13 protein-coding genes are annotated in these 12,663 nt (G+C 74.2%); 8 read left to right on the top strand and 5 right to left on the bottom strand.

Features of this window, described 5'->3' with window-relative positions:
* The first annotated feature begins 10 nt into the window (after positions 1-10).
* Positions 11-934: a LysR family transcriptional regulator gene (locus tag ACOBQU_RS37220; RefSeq protein WP_423633626.1), complete on the top strand. Its 924-nt coding sequence runs from the start codon at positions 11-13 to the stop codon at positions 932-934.
* 9 nt (positions 935-943) lie between these two features.
* Here ACOBQU_RS37220 and ACOBQU_RS37215 read toward each other — a convergent pair whose 3' ends face one another.
* Complete coding sequence (locus ACOBQU_RS37215; RefSeq protein ID WP_423633625.1) at positions 944-1,942, bottom strand: winged helix-turn-helix transcriptional regulator; 999 nt, start codon at positions 1,940-1,942, stop codon at positions 944-946.
* 186 nt (positions 1,943-2,128) lie between these two features.
* On the opposite strand from ACOBQU_RS37215, the gene eno reads away from it, so the two are divergent.
* Complete coding sequence (gene eno / locus ACOBQU_RS37210; RefSeq protein WP_423633623.1) at positions 2,129-3,433, top strand: phosphopyruvate hydratase; 1,305 nt, start codon at positions 2,129-2,131, stop codon at positions 3,431-3,433.
* 101 nt (positions 3,434-3,534) lie between these two features.
* Positions 3,535-4,254 carry a haloacid dehalogenase type II gene (locus ACOBQU_RS37205; RefSeq protein WP_423634973.1) on the top strand — a complete coding sequence of 240 codons (720 nt, stop codon included), beginning with the start codon at positions 3,535-3,537 and terminating at the stop codon, positions 4,252-4,254.
* 67 nt (positions 4,255-4,321) lie between these two features.
* On the opposite strand, the gene ACOBQU_RS37200 is transcribed toward ACOBQU_RS37205, so the two are convergent.
* Both ACOBQU_RS37200 and ACOBQU_RS37195 read right to left on the bottom strand, forming a co-directional pair.
* Positions 4,322-4,993, bottom strand: a complete 672-nt coding sequence (locus ACOBQU_RS37200; protein ID WP_423633621.1) for a DNA alkylation repair protein — start codon at positions 4,991-4,993, stop codon at positions 4,322-4,324.
* A 64-nt stretch (positions 4,994-5,057) separates the two neighbouring features.
* Positions 5,058-5,609 carry a GNAT family N-acetyltransferase gene (locus tag ACOBQU_RS37195; protein ID WP_423634971.1) on the bottom strand — a complete coding sequence of 184 codons (552 nt, stop codon included), beginning with the start codon at positions 5,607-5,609 and terminating at the stop codon, positions 5,058-5,060.
* 51 nt (positions 5,610-5,660) lie between these two features.
* Between ACOBQU_RS37195 and ACOBQU_RS37190 the strand changes: the two genes are divergently transcribed.
* Positions 5,661-6,281, top strand: a complete 621-nt coding sequence (locus ACOBQU_RS37190; RefSeq protein WP_423633619.1) for a TetR/AcrR family transcriptional regulator — start codon at positions 5,661-5,663, stop codon at positions 6,279-6,281.
* Between the two features lie 702 nt (positions 6,282-6,983).
* Complete coding sequence (locus ACOBQU_RS37185; RefSeq protein ID WP_423633617.1) at positions 6,984-7,748, top strand: SDR family oxidoreductase; 765 nt, start codon at positions 6,984-6,986, stop codon at positions 7,746-7,748.
* Between the two features lie 65 nt (positions 7,749-7,813).
* Here ACOBQU_RS37185 and ACOBQU_RS37180 read toward each other — a convergent pair whose 3' ends face one another.
* Positions 7,814-8,713, bottom strand: a complete 900-nt coding sequence (locus ACOBQU_RS37180) for a LysR family transcriptional regulator (protein WP_423633615.1) — start codon at positions 8,711-8,713, stop codon at positions 7,814-7,816.
* Between the two features lie 67 nt (positions 8,714-8,780).
* Here ACOBQU_RS37180 and ACOBQU_RS37175 point away from each other — a divergent pair, with 67 nt between their 5' ends.
* From ACOBQU_RS37175 to ACOBQU_RS37165, 3 genes are all read left to right on the top strand, one after another.
* Complete coding sequence (locus ACOBQU_RS37175; RefSeq protein ID WP_423633613.1) at positions 8,781-9,215, top strand: hypothetical protein; 435 nt, start codon at positions 8,781-8,783, stop codon at positions 9,213-9,215.
* Between the two features lie 130 nt (positions 9,216-9,345).
* Positions 9,346-9,528: a hypothetical protein gene (locus ACOBQU_RS37170; protein ID WP_423633611.1), complete on the top strand. Its 183-nt coding sequence runs from the start codon at positions 9,346-9,348 to the stop codon at positions 9,526-9,528.
* 8 nt (positions 9,529-9,536) lie between these two features.
* Positions 9,537-10,202 (top strand): DsbA family protein, encoded by a 666-nt coding sequence (locus ACOBQU_RS37165; protein ID WP_423633609.1) that lies wholly within the window; start codon positions 9,537-9,539, stop codon positions 10,200-10,202.
* Positions 10,203-10,371: 169 nt separating this feature from the next.
* On the opposite strand, the gene ACOBQU_RS37160 is transcribed toward ACOBQU_RS37165, so the two are convergent.
* Positions 10,372-12,630, bottom strand: coding sequence for an MMPL family transporter (locus ACOBQU_RS37160; RefSeq protein WP_423633608.1), 2,259 nt, complete (start codon positions 12,628-12,630; stop codon positions 10,372-10,374).
* Positions 12,631-12,663 lie beyond the last annotated feature (33 nt).

Genomic DNA, 12,663 nt, shown 5'->3' with positions numbered 1-12,663 from the left:
ACCTGGTGGAATGGATGTGGACACCAGGCTGCTGCGCTCCTTCACCGCCGTGGCGGAGGACGGGAGCCTGACGCGCGCCGCCCAGCGGCTGTTCGTCTCCCAGCCCGCGCTGACCAAGCAGATCAAGCAGTTGGAGACCCTCCTCGGAGTGCCGCTGTTCGTGCGGTCCCGGTCCGGCATGGCGCTGACCGCGGCGGGGCGGGCGCTGGCCGAGCGGGCGCCCAGCCTGCTCGCCGAGTGGGACGCGGTGCTGCACGCGACCCGCGGCGCGGCGAGCCGGGCCGCGCGGGTCCTGCGCGTCGGCTTCCTGGCCAGCGCCGCCAACGAGGCGACGCCCCGGATCGTTGCCGCGTTCTCCCGGCGCCGCCCGGGCTGGCGGGCCGAGATGCGGCAGGCCACGTGGGCCGACCCGACGGCGGGTCTCGCCACCGGGAGCGTCGACGTCGCCCTGGTGCGGCTCCCCTCGCCCGGGCAGGAGTTCCCCGGGCAGGAGCGGCTGCGGGTGGAGGTGCTGGCGACCGAGCCCCGCTGGGTCGCGCTGCCCTCGGCGCACCCGCTCGCCGGGCGCGAGGTCATCGCCTTCCGGGAGCTGTGGGACGAGCCGTTCGTGACGGCCCCGGCCGAGACCGGCCCCTGGCGCGACTACTGGCTGGCCGCCGACGAGCGCGCCGGGCACCCGGTCCGCGTCGGCGCCGTCACCGAGCAGCCCGACGACTGGCTCAGCGCGATCGCCAACGGCCACGGCATCGCCCTCGCCCCCGAGTCCGCCGCCCGCTTCTACGCCCGCCCCGGCATCACCTACCGGCCCGTCACCGGCGTCAGCCCCAGCAGGATCGGAGTCGCCTGGGCGCCCGGCGACGACGCCAACCCCGTTGTCCAGGAGTTCGTCCGCTGCTGCCGGGAGGGCGGGGCCGGTGCCGGGGACGGCGCCTGAGCAGGCGCCTCAGTGGGCCGAGCCGGGCGCGCGGCCCTGCCCCGGCGGCGGGGCCGCGGGGGCTGCCGGTGCTTCTCCGACGGCCGCCGTGCCCTTGACGGCCGGTGCCTTCCCGGTGGCCCCCTCGTCCCTGGCAGCCGGTGCCTCCCCCAGGGCCGCCGCCAGGCGCAGGCTCCGCTCCACCGCGTCCGGGATGTCCACGACCGGGAACAGCGCGTGCCGGACGGTCCGTTCGCCGTCGACGACGAGGACCAGGCGCTTGTGCCGCAGCCGCCCGGCGCCGCGGAACGTCGGCAGTCGCAGAGCGGCGGCGAACCGGTGGGCGGCGTCGGACAGGAGCGGGTAGGGCACGCCCTCGGCGCGGGCGAACTCCTCCTGTTCGGGTACGAGTTGGGTGCTGATGCCGCGCACATCCACGCCCGCCTGGCGGAACGCGGGCCAGGAGTCCCTGAAGAGGCGGTTCTCCAGCGTGCAGCCGACCGCCCCCGGGATCGGCGGATCGCCCCAGGCGACGCCCGTGCCGGGGTAGGTGAACAGGACGGTCGCGGGGGCGTCCGGTGCGACGAGGGGCAGCGGGTCGGGGCCGTGCGTGCCGGGCAGGCGGAGGTCTCCGGGCAGGCGGGTGCCCACCAGGGCGTGCACGCGGGCGTGCTCGGCGCCGTCCTCGGCAGCCGTCGCGGTCACACTGCCGTCGCCGAGCACCCACCGGTCGCCCCAGTCCTGCATCGCGACCAGCAGCGGCAGCAGCGCGGCGCCGGAGTCGGTGAGCAGGTACTCGTAGCGCACCGGGCGCCGCTGGTAGAGGCTGCGCCGCAGCACCCCGCTCGCCACCAGGCGGCCCAGGCGTTCGGTGAGGACCTTGCGGGACAGGCCGATCTCGGCGGCCAGCGCGTCGAAGCGGACGTGCCCGCGGGCCACTTCGCGGAGCACCAGTACGTTCCACCAGTCCCCCAGGACCAGGGCGGCCTGGGCGATGCCGCAGGTCTCGTCGGCGTTGTGCATCCTCATGCGTCCATAGTAGGTTCCCATTCGGGACCCACTTGATTACTTGTCCGAACTAATGGCCTGCCAGCGCCCGCCCCCCGCCGATCACTCACCCCCACTCATCGCTCACCCCCGCCCCCACCACCACCAATCCGCCCCACCCCGAACCACCCGCCCGCCGCCGCGCGGGCCGAACACGAGGAGTTGCGCGTGACCGCCATCAGCCGCGTCGTCGCACGGGAGATCATCGACAGCCGGGGCAACCCCACCGTCGAGGTCGACGTGGAGCTCAGGGACGGTTCGCTCGGCCGGGCCGCCGTCCCCTCCGGCGCCTCCACCGGCGCCCGCGAGGCCGTCGAGCTGCGCGACGGCGACCCGAGCCGCTTCCACGGCAAGGGCGTACGGAGGGCCGTGGACGGCGTGAACGAGACCATCGCGGACGCCGTGACCGGGCTCGACGCCGAGGACCAGGCGACCGTCGACGGCGTCATGATCGAGCTGGACGGCACGGACACCAAGTCCCGGCTCGGCGCCAACGCCCTGCTCGGCGTCTCCCTGGCCACCGCCAAGGCCGCCGCGGCCGCCCACCGCCTGCCCCTGTACCGCTACGTCGGCGGAGTCGACGCCCGCCTGCTCCCCGTACCGATGATGAACATCGTCAACGGCGGCGCCCACGCCGACAACCCGCTGGACTTCCAGGAGTTCATGATCGCCCCGGTCGGCGCGGCCTCGTTCGCCGAGGCCGTGCGGATGGGCTCGGAGGTCTTCCACACGCTGCGCCGCTCCCTGAGGGACGCCGGACACAGCGTGAACGTCGGCGACGAAGGCGGCTTCGCCCCCGACCTGCGCACCGCCGACGAGGCCCTGGACTTCGTCGTACGCGCCATCGAGGACACCGGCTACAAGCCCGGCACCGACATCACGCTCGTCATGGACCCGGCCACCTCGGAGTTCTTCCGCGACGGCGGCTACGACTACGCGGGCGAGGGCGTGCGCCGCACCCCCGCCGAGCACGCCGACTACCTCGCCGCGCTCGTCGAGCGCTACCCCGTCGCCTCCATCGAGGACCCCATGGCCGAGGACGACCACGACGGCTGGCGCGCCCTCACCGCCCGGCTCGGCGACCGCTGCCAGCTCACCGGCGACGACGTCTTCTGCACCAACGAGGCACTGCTGCGCGCCGGGATCCGCGACGGCGTCGCCAACTCCATCCTGGTGAAGGTCAACCAGATCGGCACCCTCACCGAGACCCTGGCCACGGTCGCCACCGCCCAGCGGGCGGGCTACACCGTCGTCATGTCCCACCGCTCCGGCGAGACCGAGGACACCACCATCGCCGACCTCGCCGTCGCCACCGGCTGCGGCCAGATCAAGACCGGCTCGCTCTCCCGCGCCGACCGCACCGCCAAGTACAACCAACTCCTGCGCATCGAGCAGGAGTTGGGCACCCAGGCCCGGTACGCGGGCCGGGCGGCACTGGGACTCCGTCACCGACGTCACCCCCTTGACCAGTGACGCGCTCGGCGGCGAGAATCATCACCTGCCCAACCACTGACGCCGATGGAAAGCGACGCCCATGGAAAGCGACGCCCATGGAACAGGAGAGCGGAGACCGCATGGCCGACGTCCACGACATCGAGGTCATCGTCTTCGACGTCCTCGGCACGCTGGTCGACGAGGCGACCGGACTCCGGGCAGCCCTCCGCGACGCGGCGCTCCGGCCCGGCGAGGCGTCGGGCGGCACGGCTGACGCCGCCTCGGTCGACGCGCTGCTCGCGCTGTGGCAGCGGCACCGCGCCACCGAGGAGCGGCGCATCGCCGAGGGGCGCCGCGCGTACGCCAACTCCGAGGCCATCGACGCCGAGGCCGCGCAGCGAGTGGCCGACCGCGCCGGGCTCACCGACCCGGCGGCCGTCGCCCGCCTCGCCACGGCGGGACAGCGCCTGCCCGCCTGGGGCGACTCCGCCACCGGTCTCGACCGGCTCGCGCGGCGCTTCGCCGTGATCGGCCTCTCCAACGCCAGCCGGACCGCGCTGCTGCGCCTCAGCGCCCACGCCGGGCTGCGCTGGCACCAGGCCCTGTCCGGCGAGGCCGTCCGGGCCTACAAGCCGACGCCGGAGATCTACCGGTTCGCCATCGACACCGCCGGACGCCCACCGGAGCGCATGCTCATGGTGGCCGCCCACGCCTGGGACCTCCGCGCGGCACAGCAGCGGGGCATGCGGACCGCCTACGTCCAGCGACCGGGCGGGGATCCCCCGACGGGCGCCGACGCCTTCGACTGGCAGTGCGACGGGCTGGACGAACTGGCGGCCCTGCTGACGGCCGCGGGCTAGCCGGACCGGACCGGCCGCCCCGCGGCACATAGCGCGGACGCCCCGCCCAAGTGCCGCGCGCCCCGCGCTACTCGCCGCCCCGGCGCCGCACCATCTCGGCGATCCACGTCGGCGCGTACGGAGACGTGCAGCCGGGGGACGTCGGGTAGTCCTTGAGGACCCCCAGGCGCTCGCCGATGGCGATGGCGCGGGCGCGGTGCCCGGCGTGTTCGATGCCGATCTGCGCCAGGCAGTGGTTCATCGCCCACTGGAGCCGGTCCGGGGCGTCCTTCAGGCGGGCCTCGATGATGTCGAGCAGCCCGGCGAGGTCAAGGCCCTCGGGCTTGCGCGCCACGCGTTCGGTGGTCAGCGCCCACCCGGCGCTCGCGACCACCGGGTCGGCATCGGCCAGCCAGGCCACGCGCAGCTCCTCACGGTGCGGGCTCTTCTTCACCACGTAGTTCACGAGCCAGTCGTGGACCTTGGGGGTGCGCGCCCGGCGCAGCATGGCGTCCAGTTCGCCGTGCGTGAACTCCTTCGGACGGCAGACGAGGGTGGCGAGCAGCTTGGCGGCCGTGTCGTCGCTCTCCCAGAGCCGCCGCGCGAGGTCCTGCCGCGTGCCCAGGCGCTTCGCGAGCGCGCGCAGCTGGCCGAGGTTCACGCCGTGGTCGTCGCCGTGCCGCTCGTTGACCGCGCGCGCCTTCGGGTCGTCGAGCGCGGCCAGTTCGGCCAGCAGCTCGGCCACACCGGTCTCGGCCACCTCAGCCTCCCCTGGGTCGTGTGCGCGTCCCAGCCTACGGCGGGCGCCGGTCCCGCGTACGCGGTCAGCGGCCCGGGGCCCGCCATTCGCGGGCGAGGACCGCCCAGAGCTGCTTGTCGTGGCGCACGCCCTCGTACGGCCAGGCCTCGCGCCGTACGCCTTCCAGGGTCATGCCGAGCCGCTTGGCCACGGCGGCGCTGCGGTCGTTGTCGGCCCGGCAGTGCCACTCGGCCCGGTGCAGGCCGCGGACGTGGAACGCCCAGTCGAGGAGCGCCTCGCACGCCTGGGTGACCAGGCCGTGGCCCTCGGCGGCGGGTTCGAGCCAGCAGCCGACCTCGCAGGAGCCGAGCGCGGCCTGGAAGTCGGTGAACATCACGCCGCCGACCAGCGTGCCCTCCCGCCAGATGCCGAAGAGGCGGGCGCCGTCGGCCGCCTGGCGCCGGGCGTACCGCTCCAGGGTGCCCCGCGCCCCGGCCAGGTCGCCGGTGACGAACGCGGCCCCGACCCACGGCCGGATGTGCTCGCGCGCCCGGTCCAGGTGCTCGGCGAACTCCTCGGCGTGCCGGACCTCCAGCGGACCGAGCCGGGCACCGTCGCGCAGCGGCATCGAGAACATCAGGGCCACCCCATTCACATAACAAGCGTTCTGGCAATGTACGGTGACAGCATGCCACGCACTAAGGGAGATCACGAAGCCCGCCGCCGGGACGTCTCCGCGGCGGTCTGGCAGGTGATGGCCACGCGCGGCTTCGCCGGGCTGACCCTGCGCGCCGTCGCCGCCGAGATGGGCGCGACCACGGGGCTGCTCACGCACTACTTCCCCACCAAGCGCGCGCTCGTGGCGTACGCGCTCGACCTGCTCGAACAGCGGACGCTCGCCCGTCCCCGCCGCCACACCGGCGAGGGCCTGGCCGCCCTGCGGGACGCGCTGCTCGACATCCTGCCGCTGACCCCCGAGGCCACCGACACCAACCGGATCTGGGTCTCCTCCTGGGACACCGCCCTCTGCGACCCCGGGCTCAGCGCCGACTACGCCGGGAAGTACGCCCGCAGCCGCGACAAGCTGCGCGAGCGGGTGGCGGCGGCCCAGGCGCTCGGCGAACTGCCCCCCGGCGACGCCACGGCCGTCGCGGAGGGCGCCCAGTCCTTCGTCCTCGGCCTGGTCGTGCAGGCCCTGTTCGCCCCCGGCACGTTCACGCCGGAGCGCCAGGTCGAGCTGCTGGACGACTACCTGGCCGCCCTCGCCGTCCCGCGCCCACCCGACGGCGGCCAAGCGCACCGCGCCTGACGACCTCCGCGCCGGGCTCGGCCCCCTGGCCGCAGCGTGGGGCCGCCGCCCCCTGGCCCTCGCGCGTGCCGGGGCACAGCGTTCCGTTGTGACCGGCCCCGAAAACGTTGTTGCCGAAAGCGCCTTCTCACGTCGCCATGACGGCACGTTCGCACCAGAATGAATCGCGGAGTCACCCCGTCGGCGATATCCGCCGGTCCACGGGGCGTCGTGAGGAGAATTCCCATGGGCCTGCACGAAAGGACGGCTCCCGCCACCGGACCCTCCAAGGGAATCGCTCAAGCAGTCGCGAGGGGATTCACCTAGGGAACCGGAAGGGCGATCGCACTGAGATTGCCCGCTCCGGGATGCGCGGAAAGGGCGCGGAGGCCGTCGTCCCTCGCGGACGGGGCGAGAGCACCGCTGACGACCTGCGGAAAGCGGCCGAGGAACACCGCGTCCAGGCCGTCGCGGCGCGGGTCGAGGACATTCGTGCCGCGGGGTCACGAGGCTTTTCCGAATTCACTCACCCGCGTCAGGCGGAATCGACGGCGCCGTCGCCGTCGCCAGAACCGGGAGCCTCGGCAGGCCCGTGGACGTGGCCCACGTCGCGGAATTCCGCGCCGGTGACGCCTCCTCGTTCCCACCGGCGAGGAGATCCTCACGAACGGCGGCTCCGGCAGCTGAACCCCTGTCTCACGAAGACCGAGCAAGGAGTCATTCATGACCACCGCCCTGCCCACCACCCTGGAGAACAAGGCCGTCTTCGTCGGCGGCGCGTCCCGCAACCTCGGCGCCCTCATCAGCCGCACCCTCGCCGACGCGGGCGCGCGGGTCGCCGTGCACTATAACAGCGACTCCTCCGCCGCGAAGGCCCAGGCCGTCGCCGACGACATCGTGGCCCGGGGCGGCGAGGCGTTCACGCTCCAGGCCGACCTGACCGAGCCGGAGCAGGCCGCGCGCGCCTTCGACGAGGTCGTCGACCGCTTCGGCTCCCTGTACGCGAGCGTCAACACCGCCGGGATGGTCATCAAGAAGCCCCTGGTGGAGGTGGCCCCGGAGGAATACGACCGGATGTTCGCGGTCAACTCCAAGGCCGCGTTCTTCGTGATGAAGGAGGCCGCCCGGCGCGTCGAGGACGGCGGCAAGATCCTCACCATCGTCACGTCGCTGCTCGCCGGGTACACCGGCCAGTACTCCGTGTACGCGGGCAGCAAGGCCCCGGTGGAGGACTTCACCCGCGCCCTGTCGAAGGAGTTGTTCGGCCGCAACATCTCCGTGAACACCATCGCGCCCGGACCGATGGACACCGCCTTCTTCTACCCGGCCGAGACCGACGACTCCGTGGCCTACCTCAAGGACCAGGCGATGAACGGCGACCTCACCAAGATCGAGTACATCGCCCCGTGGGTGAGGTTCCTGCTCACCGACGGCTGGTGGGCCAACGGCCAGGTCTTCTTCGTCAACGGCGGCTTCACCACCCGCTGAGCGGCGGGCCCTGACCGGCCGTGCCTGAACGGCGGCCCCCGAGCTGCCGGGGGGCGCGGCGGGTCTCACCCCTCCCGCGCCCACCGGCGGCAGTGGTCCACCAGCCGGTCAAGCAGCGCCGGCGGCGCCTGCCGGGCCCAGGCGACGGCCAGCCGGAACGGCTCCGCGTCCACGACCGGCACCCAGGCCAGCCGGGGGTGGACGAAGTACTGGGCGCTGGACGCCGGGGCCAGCCAGACGCCGCGCCCGGCTGCCACGAGCTGGAGGCACTCCTCCGGGGTGTGCGCTTCCGGCCCGTACACGGCGGGCGAGCCGTCCGGGCGCGGGTCGACGAACCAGAACTTCACCACCTCGGTCGGCATGACCGTGTGCGGCCCCACGACCGGCTCCGCCGCCAGGTCGGCCAGGGTGACCTCCGCGCGCCCCGCCAGCGGGTGGTCGGGCGGCAGCGCCACGACCCGCCGCTCGGTCAGCACCTCGGCGGCGGCGACCCGGTCGTCCCCGGTCGGCAGCCACAGGAACGCCGCGTCGGCCCTGCCGCCCGCCAGCGCCTCCAACTCCTCCGACAGGGACGACACGGACAGCACGTCCACCTCGACGTCGGGCGCCTCCCGCTCCAGGGCGGCCACGACCTGCGGCATGAAGTGCGCCGTGCTCTGCGCCTTGAACGCGATCCGCAACCGGCCGACCCGACCCGAGCCGACCCTGCGGACCTCGTCGAGCATCTCCTCCGCCCGGTCGAGCAGCGCCGAGCCCTGCTTGACCAGTTCCTGACCCGCGGGTGAGAGCACCACCCCCTGGGCGGTGCGCACCAGCAGGGCGGTGCCCACCAGCTTCTCCAGTTGCTGGATGTGTCCGCTGACCGCCTGCTGCGTCAGATGCAGGCGCGCCGCGGCACGGGTGATGCTGCCTTCGTCCGCCACCCTCACGAGGGCGTGGACGAGCTTCAGGTTCAGGTCCACCACGCCATTCTCCCGCCCAGGACCCCCTCGGTTACGATCAGGCGCGTCGAGTGACCCGGCAGGACGGCTGATGAGCGACCGGCAGGACGGCTTCCGAGGCGCGGCGGGGCATGCCGCGCGGGTCTTCGTGCTGCGCTGCGCCGCCCTGCTCGCCGTGGTGCTGTGGGCGCTTCCGGTGTGCGCCCACGCCGCGAACGAACCGCCCGCCACGGCCCCTTCCGCAACCGCTGTGAGCGCCGACGCGCCGCACCCGGCCACCGCCGACGCGTTCGGGACGTCCGCCCACCTGTGCGTGGGCGCCGGGCACGACTCCGGTGACACCCACTGCCGCGCCTCGGCCGAGGAGCTGACGACCGGCACCGGCCCCAACCCTTCGCCGCCCTCCCCCGAGGCGCTGGCGCTCGTGCCCGCGGTCTGCGGGGCGGCCGTACCCGCCCCGCAGGGGCCGCCGCCCGCGCCCGTCCGGGCCCCCGGCATCCACCAGCTCCAGGTCCAGCGGACGTAGGCCGGGCCCCGCGCGGCCGCACCGCCGCCGCGCGCCGCTCGTCACGCCCGCCCGGCAGCGCGGGCGCACCGGCCCGACCCCTTCATTCGCACCGCCGTGCCCATCGGGGCGGCGGGGACAAGGACTTGCCATGGGTTCCGCCCCCACCACAGCACAGCGCGCCGCCCGGCGCGCCAGGACCGAGGAGCCGCGCCGCGCCCAGGCGGCGCGAGGCCGCCGCGACGCCGTGCGCTCCCTGGAGCACGGCACGACGTGGGCCGCGTACGACGACGAGGCGGCGGGCGCCGCGTGCACCGGGGGTGTGGCGCTGTGAGGGCAGCCATGTCCAGGGTCAGGAAGCAGCTCGTCGTCGCCGCCGTGGTGCTGGCCTCGCTCGCCGCCGCCTACGGCTCCGTCCTGCTGTTCGCACCGGAGAGCCGCGGCCGCGGCGCGGACGCGCGGCCCGCCGCCGACGCCGAGCCCGTGCGGGAGAGCAGCCACCGCCTCAGCGACCCGAAGCGCGGCGAACTGACCATCGTGGAGTTCCTCGACTTCGAGTGCGAGGCGTGCGGCGCGATGTACCCGGTCGTGGAGCGGCTGCGCGAGGAGTACGGCGACCGGGTCACCTTCGTCGCGCGCTACTTCCCGCTGCCCGGGCACCGCAACGGCGAACTCGCCGCGCGCACCGCCGAAGCAGCCGCCCGGCAGGGCAAGTTCAAGGAGATGTACGCCAAGCTCTTCACCACGCAGCGGGACTGGGGCGAGGCGCGGGAGTCCAAGCGGGACACCTTCCGGGGCTACGCGAAGGACCTCGGCCTGGACCTGCGCGCGTTCGACGCCGCCCTCGACGACCGGGCCACCGCGCGGCGCGTCGCGACCGACCTGAGCGACGGCCTCGGCCTCGACGTGCGGGGCACCCCGACGTTCTTCGTGGACGGCGAGAAGGTCGCCACTCCCGGGTCGTACGCCGCCTTCAAGGCGCTCATCGAGGACCGGCTCGCCGACTGACAGCCGCGGACCGGCTCGCCGAGCGGCACCGGACGCCGAGCGGCCCCCGTCCTCTCGTGGACGGGGGCCACCCCGGTCCTGCCGGTCACCCGGTCTCCGCGGGCGCCACGGCCTTCGCGGTCACTCGGGCTTCGCGGCCGTCCCGGCGTCTTCCGGCCGCCGTGGGCCGTCAGCGCCGCAGCGGCTGCCTGTCGTGCGGCCACCCGTCACCCGCGTACGGGCTGTGGGGTTCGTACGCGGGCTGCCGCGTCCGGCGCCTGCCGCCCTTGCCGCGGCCCGACTTCGACGGCCACCACGTGGCCCGGCCGAGCAGCGCCACCGCCGCGGGCACCAGGACCACCGACAGGACCAGCGAGGACAGGCCGATGCCGAGGGCGGTGACCAGGCCGATCTCCTGGGTGGCCGGGGCCGGGTTGACGGCGAGGCTGGCGAAGGAGCCCGCGAGGACGACCCCGGCGGTGACGATGGCGGGCGCGGTGTGGCGCACGGCGGCGGCCGCCGCCTGGCGGGCCGTGCCGGGCCGCCCCATCTCCTCGCGGACGCGGTCGCTGATGAGGATGTTGTAGTCGGTGCCGAGGGCGACGACGAACAGGAACAGCACCAGCGGCAGTGTGAACGACACCCCGGGCCGGTCGAGTACGTGCTGGAAGACGAGCACGCCGGAGCCGAGGGTGGCGGTGAAGCCGAGGCCGATGGCGAGCATCAGGACCAGCGGCGCGAGCAGGCTGCGCAGCAGCAGCACCAGGATCAGGGCGATGAGCGCGGCGGCCACCGGGAAGACGACCTTCAGGTCCTTCGACACCGCCTCGGACACGTCGGAGAAGAGGGCGGCCTCGCCGGACACATGGGCTTCGGTGCCGGGCGGTGCCTTCTTGGTGACGACGGGCCGCACCGTGTCGGCGATCAGGTCGCGGGCGCCCTGCGACTGGGTGTCGACGGTCAGGTAGAAGTCGACCTTGGCGGCCGTGCGGCGTTCGTTGAGCACGGGCGCGGCCACCCGGCCCACGCCCTTGACGGCCTTCAGCTCCTTGGTGAGCCCCAGGAGCGCGGACCGGTCGAGGCGGGTGCCCTCGGCGTGCCGGTCGTCGGCGGTGACGTACACGGTGTGCGGGCTCTCCACGCCGCCGGGCAGGGCGCGGGCGATCTCCCGGGCGGTCGCGGCGGCCGGGGTGTCGTCGGGGCCCGCGCCGGTGCCGTAGTCCATGCGCATGCCCAGGGCACCGGCGCTCAGCGCGACGAGCAGTCCGACGCTGGCCGTGAGGAACAGGAACGGGCGGCGTGCGACGCGCTCCCCGAGCCGCCCGCTCAGGCCGGGGCGCGGGGCGCGCCGCAGTGCCCGCGACGGCCAGAACATGCGGCGCCCGGACACGGCGAGCAGCGCGGGCATGAAGGTGAGGCTGGCCAGGAGCATCACCAGGACGCATACCGCGATGGCCGGGCCGAGCACCCTGAACTGGCCGAAGCTGGCGATGCCGAGGGTGGCGAAGGCCGCGACGATCGTCAGCGCGGCCGAGGCGATGGCCGCCCCGACGCGGCCCGCGCACTCGGCCGCGAGGGCCCGCGGGCGCGTCGTCGGGTCGCCCCGCAGCACCTCGCGGAACCGGAACAGCAGGAACAGGAAGTAGTCGATGCCGATGCCCAGCAGCACCACGTTGATGAGGGACGGCGTCGACGGGTCCAGCTTGAAGTCGAACAGCAGGGCCGTGCCGACGACCGCGCCGGTCGCGGCGCCGCCGACGAGGACGACCGCGAGCAGCGGCAGCAGCGCGGCGAGGACGCTGCGGAACGCGAGGACGTTCAGGAGGAGGATGAGCCCGAAGGTGAGCAGGCCCACCAGCTTCTCGGTGTCCTCCTGCTCCTCGGCCGTGTCGGCGGTGTCGGCGATGCCGCCGGTGAAGCCGGTGCGCAGGTCGGCGCGGGCGAAGGCCTTCTTGGCGTGGTCGCGGAAGTCGCGGTAGAGCTCCTGGAGCTCGGGGTCGTTCTGGTTGCCCTTGAGGGAGGCCGACAGCAGCCGGAACGTGCCGTCGGGCGCGTTGGACAGCGGCTTCACCACCGGCTTCTGGGAGTGGTCGGTGAACAGCAGCGGCGGCAGGTCGTCCGGATTGGGGCTCTTCAGGCGCCGCTGGCCGAGGTCGGCGGCGATCCGGTCGATGCGGCGCCGGTCGGCGGCGGTGATCCGGCGCCCGTCGTCGCGGGCGACGAGCACGGTCACGGCGTTGGCGTCGGGCTTGGCGCCGAACTCGTCCTCGGCGACGCGCAGCGCGGCCGCCGAGTCGTAGGACTTCGGCAGGAAGCTGCCCACGTCGGGTTCGGTGACGCTGTGCAGCTTGGACTGCCCGACGACGGACAGGGCGACGCCGAGCACCGTCCACAGCAGGATGAACTTCCAGGCGTGGCGGGTGGTCAGGGCGGTCAGGGGTCTGATCAAGGGGTCCTCCGGCGGGGGTCGTGCCCGGTCCCA

The sequence above is a fragment of the Streptomyces sp. G45 genome (genome assembly GCF_049542095.1).
Taxonomy (GTDB): domain Bacteria; phylum Actinomycetota; class Actinomycetes; order Streptomycetales; family Streptomycetaceae; genus Streptomyces.
Note: the sequence above shows the minus strand (reverse complement) of the source record. Positions and strands in the feature narration are given on the sequence as shown.

Excerpts from the sequence above, each read along its gene's own strand:
- ACOBQU_RS37220 (WP_423633626.1), top strand. The coding sequence starts at position 11 with ATGGATGTGGACACCAGGCTGCTGCGCTCCTTCACCGCCGTGGCGGAG.
- ACOBQU_RS37215 (WP_423633625.1), bottom strand. The coding sequence starts at position 1,942 with ATGAGGATGCACAACGCCGACGAGACCTGCGGCATCGCCCAGGCCGCC.
- ACOBQU_RS37205 (WP_423634973.1), top strand. The coding sequence starts at position 3,535 with ATGGCCGACGTCCACGACATCGAGGTCATCGTCTTCGACGTCCTCGGC.
- ACOBQU_RS37195 (WP_423634971.1), bottom strand. The coding sequence starts at position 5,609 with ATGTTCTCGATGCCGCTGCGCGACGGTGCCCGGCTCGGTCCGCTGGAG.
- ACOBQU_RS37190 (WP_423633619.1), top strand. The coding sequence starts at position 5,661 with ATGCCACGCACTAAGGGAGATCACGAAGCCCGCCGCCGGGACGTCTCC.
- ACOBQU_RS37185 (WP_423633617.1), top strand. The coding sequence starts at position 6,984 with ATGACCACCGCCCTGCCCACCACCCTGGAGAACAAGGCCGTCTTCGTC.
- ACOBQU_RS37175 (WP_423633613.1), top strand. The coding sequence starts at position 8,781 with ATGAGCGACCGGCAGGACGGCTTCCGAGGCGCGGCGGGGCATGCCGCG.
- ACOBQU_RS37170 (WP_423633611.1), top strand. The coding sequence starts at position 9,346 with ATGGGTTCCGCCCCCACCACAGCACAGCGCGCCGCCCGGCGCGCCAGG.
- ACOBQU_RS37165 (WP_423633609.1), top strand. The coding sequence starts at position 9,537 with ATGTCCAGGGTCAGGAAGCAGCTCGTCGTCGCCGCCGTGGTGCTGGCC.